Source organism: Massilia sp. YIM B02443, assembly GCF_030411955.1.
Taxonomy (GTDB): Bacteria; Pseudomonadota; Gammaproteobacteria; order Burkholderiales; family Burkholderiaceae_D; genus Telluria.
Map to the genome: position 1 here is coordinate 138,993 of NZ_JASNRA010000002.1, position 21,745 is coordinate 160,737.

Consider the following 21,745-nt stretch of genomic DNA (forward strand, 5'->3'; position numbering starts at 1 on the left):
CGCCAACCGAATGGGTTACAGCGTACGCGCCACTTCCTGCACTTCGAACACTTCCAGGACGTCGCCGACCTGGATTTCGTTGTTGCCCTTCAGCGACAGGCCGCATTCCAGACCGGCGCGCACTTCTTTCGCGTCGTCCTTGAAGCGCTTGAGCGAGTCGATCTCGCCGGTCCAGACCACGATGTTGTTGCGCAGCAGGCGAACCGAGGAGGAACGCTTGACCACGCCATCGGTGACCAGGCAGCCCGCGATCGCGCCGACTTTCGAGACCAGGATGACCTGGCGAATCTCGACCTGGCCGGTGATGGTCTCGCGCTTCTCCGGCGCCAGCATGCCCGACAGTGCGGTCTTGATCTCGTCGATCGCATCGTAAATGATGCTGTAGTAGCGGATGTCGACACCGTTGGCTTCGGCCAGCTTGCGCGCCTGGGCGTCGGCACGGGCGTTGAAGCCGATGATGACTGCCTTCGACGCGGTCGCCAGGTTGACGTCCGACTCGGTGATGCCGCCGACCGCCGCGTGCACGATCTGGACCCGCACTTCCGAAGTCGACAGCTTCTGCAGCGAACCGACCAGCGCTTCCTGCGAACCCTGCACGTCGGTCTTGACGATCAGCGGCAGGTTCTTGACTTCGCCTTCGGCCATCTGCTCGAACATGTTCTCGAGCTTCGCGGCTTGCTGCTTGGCCAGTTTCACGTCGCGGAACTTACCTTGACGGAACAGGGCGATTTCACGCGCCTTGCGCTCGTCGGCCATGACCATGACTTCTTCGCCGGCGCTCGGCACTTCGGTCAGGCCCTGGATCTCCACGGGAATCGACGGACCGGCGTTGGCGATCGCCTTGCCGTTCTCGTCCAGCATGGCACGGACGCGGCCGAACGAGGAACCTGCCAGCACGACGTCGCCGCGCTTCAGGGTACCCGACTGCACCAGAATCGTCGCGACCGGGCCGCGGCCCTTGTCCAGACGGGCTTCGACCACCAGGCCACGCGCCAGCGACTCGGTCGGCGCCTTCAGTTCCAGCACTTCGGCCTGCAGCAGCACGTTCTCGAGCAGGTCGTCGATGCCGGTGCCGACTTTCGCCGACACTGGCACGAATGGCGACTCGCCACCGTATTCTTCCGGCACCACGCCTTCGGCGACCAGTTCCTGGGTCACGCGATCCGGGTTGGCGCCCTGCTTGTCGATCTTGTTGATCGCCACCACCAGCGGCACGCCGGCCGCTTTCGCGTGGGCGATCGCCTCTTTCGTCTGCGGCATCACGCCGTCGTCCGCCGCCACCACCAGGATGACAATGTCGGTCGCTTTCGCGCCGCGGGCACGCATTGCCGTAAAGGCTTCGTGGCCCGGGGTATCCAGGAAGGTGATCATGCCGCGCGGGGTGTCCACGTGGTACGCACCGATGTGCTGGGTAATGCCGCCGGCTTCGCCCGAGGCGACTTTGGCGCGACGGATATAGTCCAGCAGCGAGGTCTTGCCGTGGTCGACGTGGCCCATGACGGTCACGACCGGCGCACGCGGCGTCGATTCGAACTCGGTATGCTCGCCCTGGTCGGCCAGGATCGCTTCCGGATCGTCCTCGGCGGCAGCGAAGGCCTTGTGGCCCATCTCTTCCACCAGGATCATCGCGGTTTCCTGGTCCAGCACCTGGTTGATGGTGCACATCTGGCCCAGCTTCATCAGCTGCTTGATGACCTCGGATGCCTTGACCGACATCTTGTGCGCCAGTTCCGCGACCGTGATGGTCTCGGGAACGTGCACGTCCTTCACGATCGCCTCGGTCGGGGCCTGGAAGTTCGATTCGCGGTCGTCGCCATGACCGCGGCGACCGCCACGGCCACCGCTGCGCCAGCCGTCACGGCCACCGCCGCCGGCAGGTGCGCCACGGGTCTTCAGACCCTGGCCGCCACGCTTCTTGTCATCCGACCAGGTCGACGACACATTGGCCGACTTGATCGACTTCTTGTCGCCCGGCTTCTTGGCGTCGTCCTTCTTGACTTCGCCCGGCTTCTTGTCGGCAGGCTTGTGCAGCGTGCCGGCAGGCGCGGCGGCCGGAGCGGCCGGCTTCGGCGCCGGTTCCGGCGCCTTGATCACGCGGCGCGGCTGGCTCATCATGGCCTTGATCTGCGCCACTTCGTCGGCCACGGCCTTGCGTGCGCGCTCGGTGGCGGCAGCGCGTTCGGCGGCTTCCTTGGCGGCGGCTTCGTTGCGCGCCTTCAGTTCGTCGGCAACGCGCTTGGCTTCGGCATTGACCTGCTCGTTGGCAGCGGTCGCGGCGCCGGCGGCGGCCGCTTCCTTGGCCGCGCCCGCAGCAGCGGCGGCAGCCTTCTCGGCCGCAGCCTTGTCGGCGGCGTCGCGCTTGGCTTGCTCTTCGGCTTCGCGCTTAGCCTGCTCTTCAGCGGCCTTGGCTTGCGCCTTTTCTTCGGCTTCCAGCTTGGCCAGGCGTTCCTGCTTTTCACGCAGGTCGGCTTCCTGACGCGCGATCAGCTCGGTCTGACGGCGTGCGTCTTCCTCGCGGCGCGCCTGTTCGGCGGCGTCGACGACCGGTGCTTCCGGCGCCTTGTTGGTGACCAGATCGTCGCGCTGGACGAAGGTGCGCTTCTTGCGCACTTCGACCTGGATCGTGCGCGACTTGCCCGACGAATCCGCCTGCTTGATCTCGCTGGTTTCCTTGCGCGTCACCGTGATCTTTTTCTTCTCGCCGGTGTCGCTTGCGCCGTGGGTACGGCGCAGGTGGTTCAGCAGCTTGTCCTTATCATCTTTCGACAAGGGATCTGACGTCGAGCTTTTCTCGACGCCGGCCGAACGCAGCTGGGTCAGCAGCAGGTCTGCAGGCATCTTCAGCTCGGTGGCAAATTGGGCTACGTTGTTACTCGCCATTCAGTCCTCTTTTCTACGTGTCGCGACAGATGATAAGAAATTACTCAAGCTTTGGCCGTTTCCACCAGGCTCCAGGCTTTCGCCTGCAGTGCTTTCGCCCGGTCGTCATACTTGCCATCGACCAGTTTCATCTCGTCGTCGGTCACATCATTAAATTCACTCTTGATCAGTTCGCGTGCACGGTCCGACGACAACGCCAGGATGGCGCCGAATTCGTCATAGGCGAGTGCCGCGAATGCTTCGACCGTCTTGATACCAGCCAGGCCAAGCTTGCCGGCAACGGTACGGTCCATGCCTTCCAGATTGACCAGGGCTTCTTCCATGCCCTCGAGGCCTTCTTCGGAAGCGATCGCTTCGGTCACCAGCGCGTCGCGAGCGCGGGTGCGAAGTTCGTTGACGGTGTCTTCGTCGAACGATTCGATTTCCAGCATCTCGGAAATTGGTACATAAGCGATTTCTTCAAGGCTCGAGAAGCCTTCTTCCACCAGGATGTCGGCCACTTCCTGGTCGACGTCCAGTTTTTCCATGAACAGCACGCGGATCGCTGCCGTTTCCTGGGCCACCTTGTTGGCCGATTCCTCGGCCGTCATGATGTTGATCTTCCAGCCGGTCAGCTCGGACGCCAGGCGCACGTTCTGGCCCGAACGGCCGATCGCGATCGCCAGGTTTTCTTCGTCCACGACGACGTCCATCGCGTGCTTTTCTTCATCGACCATGATCGACGACACATTGGCCGGAGCCAGCGCGCCGATCACGAACTGGGCCGGATCGTCCGACCACAGCACGATGTCCACGCGCTCGCCGCCCAGCTCGCCGGTCACGGCCTGCACGCGCGAACCGCGCATGCCGACGCAGGTGCCGATCGGGTCGATGCGCTTGTCGGCCGTGAACACGGCGATCTTGGCGCGCACGCCGGCATCGCGGGCCGCCGATTTGATCTGCAGCAGGCCTTGCTCGATCTCTGGCACTTCCAGTTCGAACAGCTTCATGATGAATTCCGGCGCGGTGCGCGACAGAATCACCTGCGGGCCGCGCATATTGCGGTCCACGCGCAGGATGTAGGCACGCACGCGGTCGCCGATACGCAGGTTTTCTTTCGGGATCATCTGGTCGCGCGGCAGGCGCGCTTCGATCTTGCCCGACTCGACGATCGCATCGCCGCGTTCCATGCGCTTGATGGTGCCGGTGACCAGCGAGTCGCCGCGCTCCAGGAAGTCTTGCAGGATCTGCTCGCGCTCGGCATCGCGCACGCGCTGCAGCACGACCTGCTTGGTGTCCTGGGCGAAACGACGACCGAACTCGACCGACTCGATCGGCTCTTCGATGTATTCGTCGACTTCGATGTCCGGAATCTGTTCCTTGGCTTCGAAGTGCAGGATTTCCTGGTCAGGCAGCTGCAGGCCGGCTTCGTCGGGAACGACGTGCCAGCGGCGGAAAGTCTCGAATTCGCCGGTGTCGCGGTCGATCGATACGCGAATGTCGACCTCGCCTTCATAGCGCTTTTTCGTGGCTTGCGCCAGCGCGAACTCGAGCGCTCCGAAAACGACTTCCTTGTCGACGTTCTTTTCGCGCGCGAGCGCATCCACCAGCAATAAAATTTCGCGACTCATGCTTTGCGACTCCTAAAATCCACCTGCGGCACCAAACGTGCCTTGTCCAATTCGGCCAGCGTAAATTCCAACAACGCCGCGCCATCTTTATCATCAAATTCCAGCCCGACCTTGTCGCCTTCGACGCCGCGCAGGATACCGGTATAGGTTTTCCGGTTGGCGGTGCCGGGCATGGCGACGCGCAGCTTGACCGTGCACTCGAGGCCGGCAAAGCGCGCAAAGTCGGCCAGGGTCCGCACCGGGCGATCGAGGCCCGGCGACGAAATTTCCAACCGTTCGTAATCGATGTTCTCCACCGTCAGCACGTGCGACAGCTGGTGGCTCACCGTGGCGCAGTCCTCGACCGTGATCGGGCCCTTCTCTTCCACCATGTCGGCCGGAAAATCGATGTACACGCGCAGAATCCCGCGCTCGCCCCGTTCGACTTCAACGAGTTCGTAGCCAAGGCCAGCCACCGTCGTGGCGATCAAATCAAACTGCTGCACGGTCCTTCTCCAGGGCTTTAAAACGATTTACCAAAAAAAAAATGGGCATCTGCCCATCTTTTTGTATTCACAACCCAACCAGATGAAAGCACTTGCACCAGATACACGCGTATTCGATACGCTGGATACCACGTTGGGAAGGACTTCGATTAGGCTGCAAATTATACGGCTTTTTCACTTATCCCGCAATCGCCGCACTAAAAATGAACAGCTAAACAACAGTTAACGCAACGTCATTGCCTAGCTACATTTTTATAACAATGTGGCACCAACAGCGGCGTAAATCGGGCACTCCGGCGCAGACCTGCGCCGAAGAAACCGATCAGTACGACCGTGAGCTCTGCCGGGCCGGTTTAGCCGCGGCGACCGCGGCGCGGCAGGCCGTGCTCGGAACCGCGCGGACCCTGGCCGCCACGGCGACCGCCGCCGCCGGCGCCGGCATAGCCGAAGGTGGTCTGCAGCGGATCCGGCTGGCGCGGACGGCTGGAGGTCGGACGGCCGCTCTGGCCGCCGGCACTGGCGTTACCGCCGAAACCACCCTTGCCCTTGCCGCCCTGGCCGCCGCCGTTCGGACGACCGCCCTGGCGTGGACCGGCAGGCTGCTTCACGCCCGGCAGCGGACCGTTCAGGATGCCCTGGCCGCGCTGCGCACCGACGCGCGCCACCGGCGGACCGAAAGGATCGACGTTGCGGTTGGCGTCGGCGCGGTCGATGCGGTTGCCGTCGGCACGGTCGCGGTTGCCGTCGCGCTGACCCTGCTCGCGCGCCTTGGCCGCCTTGGCGCCCTTGGCCTGCGCCTTCTCGCTCGGACCGCTCTTCTTCTCGATGCCGAACGCCGCCATGAAGTTGCGCACGTCGTTCTCTTCCAGCTCTTCCCAGCGGCCGCGCTTGAGCCCGGTCGGCAGGGTCATGGCGCCGTAGCGGGTACGGATCAGGCGCGAGACGGTCAGGCCGACCGCTTCGAACATGCGGCGCACCTCGCGGTTGCGGCCTTCGCCGATCACCACGCGGTACCACTTGTTGATGCCTTCGCCGCCGCCGTCCTGGACTTTCGAGAAGTTGGCCTTGCCGTCGTCGAGCTCGACGCCGGCGAGCAACTTCTGGCGCATGCCTTCTTCCAGCTCGCCCAGCGTGCGCACCGCGTATTCGCGGTCGATGCTGTAGCGCGGGTGCATCAGCCGGTTGGCCAGGTCGCCCGAGGTGGTGAACAGCAGCAAGCCTTCGGTATTGAAGTCAAGGCGGCCGACGGCCAGCCATTTGCCGGTCTTCATGGTCGGCAGGCGGTCGAACACCGACGGACGGCCTTCCGGATCGTCGTGGCTGACGATCTCGCCGGCCGGCTTGTGGTACACCAGCACGCGCGGCGGCTTGCTGCTCACGCGGCGCTGGATCAGCTTGCCGTTGATGCGCACCGCGTCGGTCGGCAGGATGCGCTGGCCGATGTGGGCCGGCTCGCCGTTCACCGACACGCGGCCGGCGACGATCAGTTCTTCCATGTCGCGGCGCGAACCCAGGCCGGCTTCGGCCAGCACCTTGTGCAGCTTCGGCGCGTCGTCGTCGGCGGTCAGGTCGCGGCGCGCGGCCTTCGGCGCATTGCCGCGGCCGCCTTCGCTGGCGTCGAACGCGTCCGAGGTGACGAACGAGAACACGGCGTCGGCCTCATTGCCCTTGCCCGGCTTGCCTTTGGCTTGCTGCTTGCCCTTGCCTTGCTGCTGGCGGCCGTTCTGCTGGCCCTGACCTTGGGCCTGGCCCTGGCCTTGCTGCTGGCCCGGCCTGGCGTTCTGCTGGCCACGCTTGCCCTGCTTCTGGTTGCGGCCACGGCTTTCGGGCTTGCCTTCCTGCGGCGCTTCGGCGGCCGGCGCCACGTCCTGCTGCGCGGCCTGGACCGGCTCCTCGGCGGCGACGGCGGGCGCGGCGGCCTGCTGCAGCGCTTCGCGCACGGCGCGCTGCTCGCGCATCTGGCGCGGGCCGCGCGGCTTGCGGGTTTCGGTCGAGGTCGCTTCAACGGCCGGCGCTTCAATGGCGGCTGGTGCGCTCTCGACCGGTGCTGCGGCCTGCTCTTCCCTGGCGGCCTTGGTGGCGCGCGGCTTGCGCGGCTTGGCGGCCGGCTTCTCGACGGCTTCTGCCGGAGCGGCAGCCGGCGCTTCTGCGGCAGGCGCGTCGGCGGTGTCGGCAGCGGCGGTCTTGCGGGTGCGCTTCGGCTTGGCCGGCGCTTCGGCGACGCCTTCCGCTGCAGGTGCAGCAGCGGTTTCGGCGGCGATTGCGGCCTTGGTGCGGCGCTTCGGCTTGGCGGCGGCGGTTGCGCCGGCGTCGACAGGCGTCGTCTCGGTTGGTTCAGTTGGATTCATCATTCGTGTCTTTATTGTGCAGACCCGTCTCGGCAATTCCGTCTCCTGTCGGGTCATGAATCGGCACTTCAACGGGTGAAGTATCTGTATCTGGTGCAATATCGGCGATGGCCGCGCCGGCATCCGCCTTGTCAAAGTTGTCGTTCAATGCCGCCTCCAGCGCTTCCAGGCTGCGGCTGTCGGGGCCTTCGGCCAGCGGCTGCAGCGGCGGCAGCTGGGACAGCGCATTCAAGCCCAGGTCGTCCAGGAACTGGCGCGTGGTGCCCAGCAGCGCCGGGCGCCCCACCACTTCGCGGTGGCCAACCACATCGATCCAGCCGCGGTCTTCCAGCATCTTGATGGTCTGCGAATTGACCGCCACGCCGCGGATCTCTTCGATGTCGCCGCGCGTGACCGGCTGACGGTAGGCGATGATCGCCAGCGTTTCCAGCGTTGCGCGCGAATACTTCGGCGGCTTCTCGGGCGACAGGCGGTCGAGATAGGGCTTCATCTCGGGCCGGCTCTGGAAGCGCCAGCCGGATGCCAGGCTGACGATCTCGATGCCGCGCCCATCCCAGTCCTGGCGCAATTCTTCCAGCAAGATCTTGATCGTGTCGGCGCCGACACCGGCGCCGACCGGGCGACCGCCCGCATCGACCTCGGCGAACAGACGCTTCATGCCATGGATCGTCATCGGCTCGCGGGCGCACAACAAGGCGGTTTCGAGGACGCGCTTGGCCTCGTCAGTATTCATATCGCAATGAAAGTCACATCAAACAAAACCGGTTCGGCCGGCATTTCCACAGGCAGGCGGTGCGGATCGGCACGTGCCGGCAACCATGGCATCTGGCCGCCGTCGTTTCGACGCTCTCTGTCGACCACCTGAAACCGGAAATCCAAGGCCCGGGCATGGACGCGCCGGGCTGACATACCATGACGGGCAAGGAACCCGCCGGAGGCGGCCCGCTTTGCGCGGCGGGCTGCTAGCTACTGATTTTGAAGCGGTTGATTTTAACGCGCATGCTCTTGTTCATGCCAGTGCAGACGCGGAACTCGGGCACCGCCGCGGACCAGGGGCCCCGGGGCGCGCGGCCTGGTGCGGCACGCGAGTGGAAGGCGTCTTTCTTGCAACTGGCGGCCATTGTAACCGATAAAACCGGCCAGTGGACAAGCGGGCGGCGGCGTCAAGCGCGATTCGCCCGATTGAATGGCGTCAGTCGGACAGTTTTTCCGACAAAATCGCCGACACGCCAAGAAACGCCGGGTACTCGGCGGTGATGACGTACACCGGCACGCCGGCCAGGTAATCCTTGAAGCGGCCCTTCTGTTCGAAGCGGGCGCGGAAGCACGAGTCGTGGAAACGCTGACCCAGGCGCGGCACGATGCCGCCGCCGATATAGATGCCACCCGAGGCGCCCAGCGTCACCGCCAGGTTGCCGGCCACGGTGCCGAGCATGCCGCAGAAAGCTTCCAGCACCTCGTTGCACAGGGCACATTCGCCACCCAGCGCGCGGCGCGCGATCTCGGGCGCGTCCAGGCGCTCGCCCGGACGGCCGGCACGATCGGCCAGGGCGCGGTAGATCAGCTCGATGCCGGCGCCGGACAGGAAGCGCTCGGCCGAAACGTGCTCGAACTCGCGCCAGGCGTATTGCAGGATCGCGACTTCCTGCTCGTTGGCGGGCGAAAAGGTGACGTGGCCGCCTTCGCTACGCAGCGCGGTCCAGCTTCCATTGCACGGGATCAGCCCGGAGACGCCAAGACCGGTACCGGCGCCGAGCAGGCCCAGCGGCGAATCCGGCTGCGCCGCACCGCCGCCGACCTGCACCTTCTGCGCGCCCAGATGCGGCAGCGAACGCGCCAGCGCCGAAAAGTCATTCACCACCAGCAGCGTCTCGAGGCCGCATTCCTGGCGCAGCGCTTCGGTCGAGAATTCCCAGTGGTGATTGGTCATGCGCACGTAGTCGCCGTTGACCGGATTGGCGATGGCGATCGCCGCGTGGCGGATCGCGCCGCCGTTGTCGGCCGCTGCCTGCAGGACCGCCGGCAGCGCCAGGTAGGCGCGCATGGCGTGGCCCAGCGTCTCGTGGGCCTTGCAGGCCAGCACTTCGACGTGGGCGATCCGGCCCGGCCCCAGCTCCAGCGCGAGACGGCAATTGGTGCCGCCGATATCGGCGAGCAGGCGGGCGCCGCCGGCGTGCTGGCGCGGTGCGGTCGAAGAGCTGGGCGAGAAAGCGGTCATTGCAAAACGTGTAAAAGCGATGGGGGCCAAGCTTACACAAGTTTCTGCATGCACAGCAAATGATTTTTGTAGTTTAGGTACAGGGTGCGCAACAGATTCGGTCCTGAGTAGCTAGCCGCAGTGCCACAGCGCGTAGTAGAACTACTAAACACCCTTGCCTTGGTGGGTCAGCAAGTCGCCGGATCGAGTTCCGGATCGGCCGGACGGCGCCCGTTCCACGCATCCAGCCCGCCCTTGAGCGGCCGCGCACGGTGGAAGCCGTTGGACACGAACTGGCGCGCCACCTCCGCCGCGGTGACGTCGTTGGGGCAGCTGCAGTAGACGACGATGTGGCGATCGCGGTCGAGCGAAGCCATCAGGTGCTCGGGCTGGCACGCCTTGAACACCAGCGCGCCGGGAATCGCCGCTTCCATCTGCTGCGCGCTCAGGCTGCGCGCGTCGATGATCAACGGGTCGCGCCCGCTGTCGATCAGGTCCAGCAGTTCGCCGACCTCGATCCGCTCCATCGCGTTGCGTGCGCGGTGGCGGCGGCGCTCGGCGTACTTGAAGGCGACGAACAGGCCAAGCAGGCCGGCCACCACCACCAGCGCCGTGCTGCCGGTGGTCGAGAGCGTGTCGAGCACGCCGTCGACGCTGTTGTGGAACCAGACCCCGAGCAGGATGCCGGTGCCGCTCCACAGCGCCGCGCCGGTAATCGAATACAGCAGGAATTCGCGCTTGCCGGTGCCGATCGCGCCCGACAGCGGCGTGGCCACGGTATTGAAGCCGGGGATGAATTTCGACACCAGCAGCGACTTGACGCCGAACTTGCGGAAGCGGTCTTCGGTCTGGTTGACGCAGGAATCGGGCGACAGCGAGATCTTGCACAGCAGCCGCAGGATACGCTTGCCGTAGAAGCGCCCGGCGCGGAACCAGAAATAGTCGCAGATCAGGCAGGCGCCGATCGCTGCCAGCCACACCAGGTGCCACGAGACATCGGCATCGACCGACAGCGCGCCGGCCACGATCAGGACCGGATAGGCAGGAATCGGCAGGCCGAACTGTTCGACCAGGACGATGGCGAACACGATCAGCACACCATACAGCTGAATCAATTCGGCTAAGTGGGGCATCCATGTAGTTTATCCCAATTCCCCGGCGCCGGCAGGACGCGCCCCAGGGCTTTGGCGGATGTGCAACGCCGCCGTTTTTTTGACCGGATCACCCCACTTTCGGGATGGCGGCCAGCAGCGAACGGGTGTAGGGATGACGCGGATCGCGGTATAACTGGTCCGCGTCGGCCAGCTCGACCACGCGCCCGGCCTGCATCACCATCACCTGGTCCGAGATGTACTTGACCACCGACAGATCGTGCGAGATGAAGATGTAGCTCATGCCGTATTCGTCCTGCAGGTCTTGCAGCAGGTTCAGCACCTGGGCCTGCACCGACACGTCCAGCGCCGACACCGATTCGTCGCACACCAGGATCTCGGGCCGCATGGTCAGGCAGCGCGCGATCGCGATGCGCTGGCGCTGGCCGCCCGAGAATTCGTGCGGGTAGCGGCCATAGGCGGCGTCCGGCAGCCCGACCCGGCCCAGCAGGCGGCGCGCCATGTCGATGCGCTCGGCGTCGCTGGTCCCGATGCGGTGGATGCGCATCGGTTCCAGCAGGATCTGGCCGACCGTGAAGCGGGGATTGAGCGAGGCGTACGGATTCTGGAAGATGATCTGGATCCGCCGCTTGTACGGCTGATAGTCGCGCGCGGACAAGGCCAGCAGGTCACGGCCCTCGAACATGGCCGTGCCGCCGGTCGCGCGGTGCAGGCGCAGCAGGGTCAATCCGACCGTGGTCTTGCCGGAGCCGGATTCGCCCACCACACCCAGCGTCTTGGCGCGTCCCAGCGTGAACGACACGTCCTTTACCGCCTGGAATTCGCGCTTGCCGAACAAGCCCTGGCGCAACCAGAAACTCTTGGACAGCTTGTTCACCACCAGCAGCGGCGGCTCGCCGGGCGTCGTGCCGCGCTCGCGCTGGGGCAGGTCCGTGACACTCCGCCCCGCCAGCACGTCGTCGATCACCGGCAGGCGCAGCGGCCGTGCATCGAGCCGCGGCCGGCACTGCAGCAATGCGCGCGTATAAGCGTCGCGCGGGGCGCCGAACACTTGCACCGCGCTGCCCTCTTCCCGCACTTCGCCATGGCGCATCACGATCACGCGGTCGGCGATCTCGGCCACCAGCCCCAGGTCATGAGTGATGAACAGCACCGCCATCCGCCGCGTCTTTTGCAGGCGCGCGATCAGCGCCATGATCTGCTGCTGGATGGTCACGTCGAGCGCGGTGGTCGGCTCGTCGGCGATCAGCAGTTTGGGTTCGCAGGCGATCGCCATCGCGATCATCACGCGCTGCTGCTGGCCGCCCGACATCTGGCTCGGATAGGCGTCGATCCTGGTAGCAGGATCGGGAATGCCGACCTCTTCCAGCAGTTGCAGCGTGCGCGCGCGCGCCGCGCGCCGGTCCATGCCGATGTGCAGGCGCAGCACTTCTCCGATCTGGAAGCCGATCGTGAACACCGGATTGAGCGAGGACATCGGCTCCTGGAAGATCATGGCGATGTCCTTGCCGCACAGCGCGCGCCGTTCCGCCTCCGGCAAGCCGAGCAGCTCACGGCCCTCGAAGCGGATGCTGGAGCCGGGATCGATGATCGTGGTCTGCGCCGGCAGCAGCCCCATCACGGCCAGCGAGCCGACCGACTTGCCGCTGCCCGACTCGCCCACCAGCGCCACGGTGGCGTCCTGCGGCACGTCGAACGATACGCCTTTCAGGGCCTCGACCGTGCTGGTCTTGCCGGTGCGGAAGGCAATGCGCAGGTCGCGCACCTGCAGCAGCGGTTCGTTTTGCTGGCTCATTTGATCTTTGGATCCAGTGCATCGCGCAGCGCGTCGGCGAACAGCGAGAAAGCCGTCACCAGGGTCGCCATCGCGCCGGCCGCGGCCGCCATCTGCCACCACTTGCCAAGAATCAGCTCGTTCTGCGCTTCGTTCAGCATGCTGCCCCACGAGACGGTCCCGACCGGCACGCCGAAGCCGAGGAAAGACAGGATCACCTCGGCCTTGATGAAGCCGACCGTCAGGATCGACAGCTGCACCAGCGCCACGTGCGCCACGTTCGGCAGGATGTGGCCGAACATGCGGCGCAGGCTGGAAGCGCCGATGGCGTCGGCCGCCATCACGTATTCGCGCGCCGTGTGCTTGATGTACTCGGCGCGCATCAGGCGGTACGGCCCGGTCCAGCCGGTCAGGCCCAGGATCAGCACGATGGTGGCCACGCCCTTCTGCTGCAGCACCGCGGCCACCGCCAGGATCATCAGGATCGCCGGAATCGCCGTGAAGATGCTGTAGAACCAGTTGAACAGATCATCGACCCAGCCGCCGTAGAACCCCGACACGGCGCCGAACAATGTGCCCAGCGTCACCGCCAGCAGCGCCGCCACCAGGCCGACCACGATCGAGGTCTCGCCACCCTTGATGGTCTTCTTGACGATGTCGTGGCCCCATTTATCCGCGCCGAACGGCAGCGTGGTCAATTTCTCCACCGGCGGATGGGTGGCCGCCAGCTGCGCCTTGAGTTCGGCCAGATCAGCCGCCAGCGGATCGAAGGCGTTCGGCGGCGTCGCGCGCGGCAATTGCGCCTGCGCCAGTGCGCGACCGGCGGCGTCGGCCCCGACGAAGGTCGGCGGCGCGTAGTTGACCGCCACCTCTTGCTCCCAGTCGTCGGCCACCAGGCCCATGCCGGACAGCAGCACCAGCAGCAGGCAGGCGGCCACGGTCGCCAGCGCCGCCATCGCGACACGGTCCGCGCGCAGGCGGCGCCAGGCCAGCAGCCACAGTCCGGCCGAATCGTGGGGCGCCGAATCATGGCGTGCGTTCATGGCGTCCTCATTTCAGCTGCACGCGCGGATCGACAGCCCGGTACAGCAGGTCGGCCAGCAGGTTGAATACCATGGTCGCGGCGGCCACGTACACCGTGATCGCCTTGATCACCGGAAAATCGCTGCGTTCGACCGCCAGGATCACCTCGCGCCCGATGCCGGGAATGCCGAAGAATCGCTCCAGCAGAAAGGCGCCGATCAGGAGCGCCGGCAGGCTGGCCATGACGTGGGTGATGATCGGGATCGCGGCGTTGCGCAGCACGTGCACCCACACCACGCGCCGCTCGCTCAATCCCTTGGCGCGCGCAGTACGCACGTAGTCCTGCCCGGTTTCGTCCAGCACGAAGCTGCGGTACAGGCGCAAGGTCGGCGCGATCGACACCGCCAGCCCGATGACGATCGGCAGCAGCGCATAGTGCAGCAGGTTCTGGCCGAGGCTGTCGCCCCAGCCCTGCACCGGGAACAGCCCGAGCCGATAGGCAAATACGTACTGGAACACCGAGATATACACCAGGATCGAGATCGACATCCCGACCGTGCACGCCACCATCACCGCGCGGTCGGTGAGCGAGCCGCGCACGAAGGCGATCGCCAGCGCCAGCGCGATGCCGAACAACGTTTCAAGCAAAGTGAGCGGCACCAGCACCGTCAGGGACGGCCCCAGGCGGCTGGCGATGATGTGCGACACCGGCTCGCCCGTGCTCCAGGCGTTGCCGAAGTCGAAGGTCAGGATCTGCTTGACGAAGATCCACAGCTGCACGTAATACGGCTCATCCAGGCCGAGCTGGCGCCGGATGTTCTCGATCGCCGCCGTGTCCGCCATCTTGCCGGCCAGCAGGTAGGCCGGATCGCCGCCGACCCAGTTGAACAGCACGAACACCAGCAGCACCACGCCGCCCATGGTCGGCAGCATCTGCCACAGCCGGCGCAGGACGTAGGGCAGCATGGCGTGGCGCCGGCCCGCGCGTCAGTCCTGGCGCAGGCGGCGCTGGCGCACGGCGGCGGCCAGGTTTTCCAGCACCTGCACGCTGGTGTCCCAGTCGATGCAGCCGTCGGTGACCGACTGGCCGTAGGTCAGCTCCTTGCCCGGCACCAGATCCTGGCGCCCTGCCACCAGGTGCGATTCGACCATCACGCCGACGATGCGGTCGTCGCCGGCCGCGACCTGAGCCGCGATGTCGGCGCACACCGGCACCTGGTTTTCCGGCTTCTTGGAGCTGTTGGCGTGCGAAGCGTCGATCATCAGGCGGCTGGCCAGACCGAGCGCCGCGATCTGCTTGCAGGCTTCGTCGACGCTGGCGGCGTCGTAGTTCGGCGCCTTGCCGCCGCGCAGGATGATGTGGCAATCCTCGTTGCCGGCGGTCGAGACGATCGCCGAGTGGCCGCCCTTGGTCACCGACAGGAAGTGGTGCGGCTGCGAAGCGGCCTTGATCGCCTCGGTCGCGATTCGGATGTTGCCGTCGGTGCCGTTCTTGAAGCCGACCGGGCACGACAGGCCGGAGGCCAGTTCGCGGTGCACCTGCGACTCGGTGGTGCGGGCGCCGATCGCGCCCCAGCTCATCAGGTCGGCGATGTACTGCGGGCTGATCACGTCCAGGAACTCGGTGCCGGCCGGCAGGCCCAGCTCGTTGATGTCGCGCAGCAGCTCGCGCGCCATGCGCAGGCCGTCGTTGATGCGGAAGCTGTTGTCCATGTACGGGTCGTTGATCAGCCCTTTCCAGCCGACCGTGGTGCGCGGCTTTTCGAAATACACCCGCATCACGATCTCGAGTTCGCCGGCGAAGCGCTTGCGCTGTTCGGCCAGGCGGTGGGCGTATTCCATCGCGGCCCTGGTGTCGTGGATCGAGCACGGGCCGATCACCACCATCAGGCGGTCGTCCTGGCCGTGCAGGATGCGGTGCAGGGCGACGCGGGCGCCGGCCGCGGTCTGTTCGGCGGCCGGCGTCACCGGGAATTCGCGGATCAGGTGCGAGGGCGGCGTCAGTTCCTTCATTTCGCGGATGCGGAGGTCGTCGGTACGCGGCATGCTGGTTCCTCTTGTCTTGGTGTTGCCTTGCTGTTGCTGGGCCTGAAAATAAAAAACCGCCATCGCTGGCGGTTTGTCTGGATGTTGCCGGGACCGTTACTGCGCGTACCCGCCGCTGTTCCACCGCCAGGGGCTGGAATGGCTAAAGTAAAAATAACGGGTAAAAAAAGCGTGGCGCATGGGCGTGGTCCGGTTAGGTCGAATTGACTATAACAACAACCCATGAACCTTGGCAAGCGCTTTGTCGGCCAACAAAAGCTTGTACAGACAACAATCGGTTGTACAAAAAGCACGCCCTACCCCCAGCTTGGCTGCGCCCTTGTGATACATCAGTCCCGTCCTGCGCTCGGATGCAACAGTCGATCCAGCCCCCGGCCGCGCCGCGCTATCCGGGAACCACCCATCCACCTGGAGTCAGGACCATGACTGAAACCCTGCTTTCCCGTACCGTGCGCCGCCTGTTCGCCGGCGGCGGCGCCGTCGGCCTTGCACTGGTCGGCCCCGTGCTGGTCGGCCCCGTACTTCTCGCCACCCCGGCGCCGTCGCAGGCGCAGGAGGCCGCCCAGGGCCCGGTCGCACGGGTCCAGATCACCGGCTCGAACATCCGCCGCGCCCAGGCCGAAACCGCCTCGAGCGTGCTGACCGTGAACCGCGCCGACATCGAGCGCTCGGGCAAGACCAGCGTCGCCGAGCTGCTGCAGACGCTGGCGGTCGACAACCAGGGCTCGGTGCCGATGACCTTCGGCAGCGGCTTCGCGGCCGGCGCCTCGGGCATCTCGCTGCGCGGCCTTGGCACGGCCTCGACCCTGGTGCTGCTCAACGGCCGCCGCATGGCGCCCTACGGCCTGGCCGACGACGGCCAGAAGGTGTTCGCCGACCTCAACGTGATCCCGACCGACGCCGTCGAACGGGTCGAGATCCTCAAGGACGGCGCCTCGGCCATCTATGGTTCCGACGCCATCGCCGGCGTGGTCAACATCATCCTGCGGCGCGACTTCCAGGGCAGCAGCGCGCGCGTGCTGGGCGGCACCGGCGAATCGGGCGACGGCCAGCAGCACAACGTCGCGCTGGCCTGGGGCTTCGGCGACCTCGACACCGACCGCTACAACCTGCTGTTCAACGTCGAGTACAAGCACACGCAAGAACTGCGCTACCGCGACCGCGCCGACCGCGACTACATCGGCCGGGTCGACCTGCGGCCATGGGGCTATTCGGCCCAGGAATTCCTGGGCGGCACCGGCGCCATCACCGGCAACAACGCGGCCGGCAACGCCATCAACGGCAACGTGCGCAACCCGGTCACGCTCGACTACTACAACCGCGGCAACCTGGCCGGCACCGGCTTCACCCGCACCTTCCCCGGCGCCGCCTGCAGCAACTTCACCAATCAGCCGCAGGGCGACCCCGGCGGCGGCTGCCTGGTCGACTCGTCCCTGCTGTACAACGAGATCCAGCCCGACAGCGAATACGTGTCGCTGTACAGCCGCGGCACGCTCAAGCTGCAGGGCGAGACCGAGGCCTATGCCGAGGTCAACGTGTACAACAGCCTGGCCCAGTCGCAAACCACGCCGAACCCGATCGCCGGCAGCGTCGGCTATCCGGGCGGGCCGGTCAGCAATGCCGGCGTCCAGCTCGGCGCCAGCCACCCGGACAACCCGTATTTCGGCACGGCTGCGCGGCTGCGCTACCTGCCGTTCGACGTCGGCCCGCGCACGTCCGACATCTCCTCGACCTTCGTGCGCGCCCTGATCGGCGCACGCGGCACCGAGGGTCCGTGGGAATGGGACAGCTCGCTGCTCTACTCGCGCAGCAAGGTCAGCAACGATCGCGACGGCTACCTGCAGCGCGACGCCACCTTCGCCCTGCTCGATCCGTCGCCCGCCAACGTGGCGGCGGCCCAGGCCAACCCCGGCTATCGCGCGCTGCCGCCCGGCACCTTCTGGCGCATCGCCGAGAACGCCGGCCTGAACGCGCCGGGCGTGTACGCGGCCCTGTCGCCGACCATCTCGAACGACGCCGAAACCGAGATCGCGCAAGTCGACTTCAAGGCCACGCGCGAGTTCGGCAAGCTGGCCGGCGGCGCGCTGGGGGTGGCGCTGGGCGCCGAATTCCGCCACGAATCGGCGTGGCTGGAGCCCACCGCCGGCACCGAGCGCGGCAACATCATCGGCCTCGGCTATTCGGCCTACGACGGCCAGCGCAACGTGACCGGCATCTATGGCGAAGTGCTGGCGCCGGTGCTGCCGGGCCTCGAACTCACCGGCGCCATGCGCTACGACCACTTCACCGACGTCGGCGACGCCTGGACGCCGAAGGTCGGCGTCAAGTGGAACCCGCGGCGCGAGCTGGCGCTACGCGCGACCTGGGCCAAGGGCTTCCGCGCCCCGAGCCCGGCCGAGAACGGCGTCGGCGGCCTGGCCGCGTTCGCCAGCGCCGCCGATCCGCTGCGCTGCGGACTCGGCGTGCAGCTGGCCTGCAGCGCCGGCTCGCTGGCGGTGATCACCTCGCCCAACCAGGACCTGAGCCCGGAACGCTCGAAGAGCTGGAACGTCGGCGCGATCTGGGACCCGCTGCCGCGCACCAGCATCTCGCTCGACTTCTGGCAGATCCGGCGCAAGAACGAGATCAACCAGCAGCAGATCGACGCCTCGATCGCCGCCGGCAACGTGGCGCGCGATCCGTCCACGGCCGACCCGAACATCCCGGGCGACCCGGGCGCGATCACGGCGGTGCTGGCGCGCTACGTCAACTCGGCCGAGACCGAAGTGCGCGGCATCGACCTCGACGCGCGCCAGGGCTTCGTGCTGCCTAGCGGCTGGGGCAACCTTACTTTTGATGCCAAGTACACCTACCTCGACAAGTGGGAGCGCACCGAGCAGGACGGCACCCGGCGCGACTATGCCGGCACCCACGGCAACTGCGACGTCAGCAATTGCATGGGCACGCCCGACCACAAGGTCAACCTGCGCGCCACCTGGGACCGCGACAACTGGCGCCTGTCGGCCAACCTCAACTACCGCGGGCCGATCGACAACACCTTCTTCAAGGACGATCCGGAAGGCTGCGCCAGCCACTTCGCCAACGGCCAGGACGCGCTGACCGATTGCGAACTGGCCTCGTTCACGACGGTCGACCTGGTGTTCCGCTGGAAGCCGCAGCCACGCTGGGAAGTGTACGGCTCGATCCAGAACGTGTTCGACAAGCAGGCGCCGCTCGATCCGCTGACCTATGGCGCGGTGTCGTACAACCCGCTGGACTACTACGGTGCGATCGGCCGTTTCTTCACGCTGGGGGCGCGTTACTCGTTCTGAATGCGGATGTCAGCTGATAGATGATCGCAGGGTGGACGGCTCTGCCGTCCACCCTGCGATCGTGGCGGTGGGATAGCTGCCCGATGAGGCTTCAGTGGCCCTCAGCCACCGAAGTGGTAGTTCAGCTCCACATACCCGGTCCGTCCCGCCGGGCTGTAGCTGCCGACCGCATAGTTGGGCCAGCCGCCCGTGGTGTCGTGCTTGATGCGGTCGAACACGTTGTTGACGATGGCCGACAAGGTCAGGCGGTCGCTGAAGCGGTACACGACGCTGGTGTTGACCAGGGTGGTCGGCGTCAGGTAGTCGGTCTGGGCCTGGTTCGGGATCTTGCCGTAACGGGTCGCGAACAGGGTGGCCGACCAGGCGTCGCGGTTCCAGTTCAGGCTGGCGGCCAGCTTGTCCGGCCAGTCCGAGCTGGTGAGCGAATTGAGTTCGTCGCGCAAGGTATCGGCGGCGAACTGCCTGGTACGGCGGGTCAACGTCTTCGAGTAATTGCCGCGCAAGGTAAAGGTGCCGAAGCCGGCTGTGCGCAAGGCATAACGCGCGCTGACGTCGATGCCGCTGCTTTCTTCCTGCGCCGCGTTGATCGGGTTGACGCGGATTTCGCGGATTTCGCCCGGACGCACCGGCGAATTGGCGGCGTAGCGGGTGATGCGCGAGATCGTGTCGACGCAGGTCGGCGAGCCGGCGTCGAGCGTCCCCAGGCGGCAGGCGGCTTCGTCGCGCAACAGCTGGTCGGCCGACAGATTGGTCACCAGGTCGTCGATGCGGATGTTCCAGTAGTCGACCGAGGCGTCGAAGCTGCTGGTTGGCGACCAGACGATGCCCGCGCCGTAGGATTTGCCCTGTTCCGGCTTGAGATCGGTGCTGCCGTATTGCACATAGTCGGCGCCCGGCGACACGTTGGCGAACTCGCAGCTGGCCAGCGGCTGGCCGCTCTGGCCGCAACGGTAGTAGTCGGTGGTGGACGAGTAATAGCCGGTGCCGCGCGCCTTGTAGATGTAGTTCATGTCCGGAGCGCGGAAGCTGGTGGCGTAGTTGGCGCGCACCAGCACCTCGCGCGTCGGACGCAGTTCCAGGCCGCCGTTGTAGGTGAACTTGCCGCTATCGCGCTCGGCGAACTCGTAGCGGTCGTAGCGGCCGGCCACGGTGGCGGTCAGGATGCGGTGCAGCGGGATATTCGCTTCGGCGCCGATGGCGTAGCGGTTGCGGGTGCCGGCGGTGACGGTGCTGTTCGGCGCCAGGTTGAAATAGCCTTGGTTGATGCGCTCGTCCGGCGCGTTGGTGAAGCCCTGGCGGCCGGCCTCGGCCACCACCGCCAGCTGCAGCGGACCGGCCGGCAGTTGCAGCAGTTCGCCGTTGGCGCTGGCCGACAGCGTGTGGGTCCACGACTCGTCGTCGCTCTCGGTATAGCCGGTGATGCCGCGGAACTCTTCCGGCGTCAGGCGCGTGGCCAGACGCGCCGGATCGGGCGCGTGGATGGCGACGCCGCTGGCGTCCACGCCCAGCTGCGGGCCGAGGAAGAAGCTGTCGATATTGGCCAGTGCGCGCGGCGTGCGGCCTTTGCTTTCATACCACGAGGCGCTATAGCCGGCTTCCCATTTCCAGCTGGTGCCGGGCACGATGCCGCGCGCGCCGAGCGAGGCGGCAACGGCGCCGTCTTCCCAGAAACGGTTGTAGTTGGCCAGGCCGCCCATTTCTTCCGGCGAGATATAGCGGGTCCAGGCTTCGTAGTGGCCGGTGTTCTGGTTCAGGAAGTAGCTGTTGCCGGTCGACTTCGAGGTCCATGATGGGCCGCGCGTATTGTTGACGGTGTCGTTGCGGCCCAGCAGGACGTCGGCGAACAGCGTGGTGTTCTGGTCCAGCTCGAAGTTGGCGCTGCCGAAGGCGTTCTTGCTGCGGTTCTGGGTCTGCACCGACCAGTAAGTGGGGCTGACCTTGTTGCTCGCGCAGTAGTTGCCGGTGCGCGAAGCGTAGTTGACCACGCTGCCGCCGAACAGGTCGCCCAGCGCCGCGCAATCCGGCGTGATGTAGCGGCCGACCGTGGCGTCGCGCCGCGACAGCAGGTTGGTCGGGGTGCCGGAACGCTCGGCCATGAAGTCGCGCTGGTAGGCGCCGATCGGATTGCGCTCGGAGAATTCGAGCGCGAACACGGTGTTCAGGCGCCCCGATTGCTGGCCACCCGTCAATTGCACGCGGCGCTCGGCGCCACCACCACGGCTGGTACCGCCCAGCTTGACGTTGACGTCGACGCCTTCAGCTTTTTTCTTGAGGATGATGTTGACCACGCCGGCGATCGCGTCCGAGCCGTAGATGGCCGAGGCGCCGCCGGACAGGATCTCGATGCGCTCGACGATCGACGACGGGATATTCGCCAGGTTGGTAAAGTTGACCGTGCCTTCGTAGGCAATCGGGAAATCGGCCAGGCGGCGACCGTTGAGCAGGATCAGCGTGTGGTTCGGGCCCAGGCCGCGCAGGCTGATGGTGTTGGCCGACGGCGTGAAGGTGTTGCCGAAGTCGGCGCCCTGCACGAAACCGCTGTTCTGCACCTGGTTGCTGAGCGCGTCGAACACGTTCTTGTAGCCCTGGCGCGTGATGTCGTCGCCGCTGATCACGGTGACGGCGGACGGGCCTTCGAGGGTGGTGCGGGCGATGCGCGAGCCGGTGACGACGACGGCGGCCGGCGCGGCGCCGCGCGCCGTCGCGGCCGCTCCAGTTGAAGACGACGCGCTCGCGCTATCGGTGGTGGCCGGCACATCGGTCGACGTCGGCGCGCTCTGGCCATGCGCCAGTGGCGCGGCGCCGAACATTGCGGCGGACAGGGCGGCGAAAAGTGTGGTGTGTTTCATGGTTGGCTTGTTGTTCTTGGGGGGACGCGAACTCTAACAAGCCGGTGCTGCGGGACGAACGAATTATTCTGAGCAACTTTATAAGATTTACGCACGAGAATGGTGCGCGC

At 66.1% G+C, this 21,745-nt stretch carries 13 protein-coding genes; 1 reads left to right on the forward strand and 12 read right to left on the reverse strand.

Features of this window, described 5'->3' with window-relative positions:
* Positions 1-15 precede the first annotated feature (15 nt).
* From infB to aroG, 11 genes are all read right to left on the reverse strand, one after another.
* Entirely contained in the window at positions 16-2,880 is a 2,865-nt protein-coding gene (infB, locus tag QPK27_RS03050) for a translation initiation factor IF-2 (RefSeq protein WP_290416732.1), read from the reverse strand.
* A gap of 44 nt (positions 2,881-2,924) precedes the next feature.
* On the reverse strand, positions 2,925-4,490 hold the full coding sequence (nusA, locus tag QPK27_RS03055) for a transcription termination factor NusA (protein ID WP_290416733.1): 1,566 nt from the start codon (positions 4,488-4,490) through the stop codon (positions 2,925-2,927).
* Positions 4,487-4,975, reverse strand: coding sequence for a ribosome maturation factor RimP (gene rimP / locus QPK27_RS03060; RefSeq protein WP_290416734.1), 489 nt, complete (start codon positions 4,973-4,975; stop codon positions 4,487-4,489). Before rimP ends, nusA begins: the two co-directional genes overlap by 4 nt.
* 353 nt (positions 4,976-5,328) lie before the next feature.
* Positions 5,329-7,323 carry a 23S rRNA pseudouridine(2605) synthase RluB gene (gene rluB, locus QPK27_RS03065; RefSeq protein ID WP_290416957.1) on the reverse strand — a complete coding sequence of 665 codons (1,995 nt, stop codon included), beginning with the start codon at positions 7,321-7,323 and terminating at the stop codon, positions 5,329-5,331.
* Positions 7,310-8,056, reverse strand: a complete 747-nt coding sequence (gene scpB, locus QPK27_RS03070; RefSeq protein WP_290416735.1) for an SMC-Scp complex subunit ScpB — start codon at positions 8,054-8,056, stop codon at positions 7,310-7,312. Before scpB ends, rluB begins: the two co-directional genes overlap by 14 nt.
* A 459-nt stretch (positions 8,057-8,515) precedes the next feature.
* Positions 8,516-9,541 carry a glucokinase gene (locus QPK27_RS03075; protein ID WP_290416736.1) on the reverse strand — a complete coding sequence of 342 codons (1,026 nt, stop codon included), beginning with the start codon at positions 9,539-9,541 and terminating at the stop codon, positions 8,516-8,518.
* 167 nt (positions 9,542-9,708) lie between these two features.
* The gene (locus QPK27_RS03080) at positions 9,709-10,653 is read right to left on the reverse strand and encodes a VTT domain-containing protein (RefSeq protein ID WP_290416737.1); all 945 of its coding nucleotides are present in this window, start codon (positions 10,651-10,653) and stop codon (positions 9,709-9,711) included.
* An 88-nt stretch (positions 10,654-10,741) separates the two neighbouring features.
* A complete protein-coding gene (locus tag QPK27_RS03085; RefSeq protein WP_290416738.1) occupies positions 10,742-12,427 on the reverse strand; it encodes an ABC transporter ATP-binding protein in 1,686 nt (561 codons plus the stop codon).
* The gene (locus tag QPK27_RS03090) at positions 12,424-13,449 is read right to left on the reverse strand and encodes an ABC transporter permease (protein ID WP_290416739.1); all 1,026 of its coding nucleotides are present in this window, start codon (positions 13,447-13,449) and stop codon (positions 12,424-12,426) included. The genes QPK27_RS03085 and QPK27_RS03090 overlap by 4 nt, the downstream gene beginning before the upstream one ends.
* 7 nt (positions 13,450-13,456) lie before the next feature.
* Entirely contained in the window at positions 13,457-14,395 is a 939-nt protein-coding gene (locus tag QPK27_RS03095) for an ABC transporter permease (protein WP_290416740.1), read from the reverse strand.
* A gap of 21 nt (positions 14,396-14,416) precedes the next feature.
* Complete coding sequence (aroG, locus tag QPK27_RS03100; protein WP_290416741.1) at positions 14,417-15,475, reverse strand: 3-deoxy-7-phosphoheptulonate synthase AroG; 1,059 nt, start codon at positions 15,473-15,475, stop codon at positions 14,417-14,419.
* 422 nt (positions 15,476-15,897) lie between these two features.
* Here aroG and QPK27_RS03105 point away from each other — a divergent pair, with 422 nt between their 5' ends.
* Positions 15,898-18,786: a TonB-dependent receptor gene (locus QPK27_RS03105; RefSeq protein ID WP_290416742.1), complete on the forward strand. Its 2,889-nt coding sequence runs from the start codon at positions 15,898-15,900 to the stop codon at positions 18,784-18,786.
* A 101-nt stretch (positions 18,787-18,887) separates the two neighbouring features.
* Here QPK27_RS03105 and QPK27_RS03110 read toward each other — a convergent pair whose 3' ends face one another.
* The gene (locus QPK27_RS03110) at positions 18,888-21,635 is read right to left on the reverse strand and encodes a TonB-dependent siderophore receptor (RefSeq protein WP_290416743.1); all 2,748 of its coding nucleotides are present in this window, start codon (positions 21,633-21,635) and stop codon (positions 18,888-18,890) included.
* Positions 21,636-21,745 lie beyond the last annotated feature (110 nt).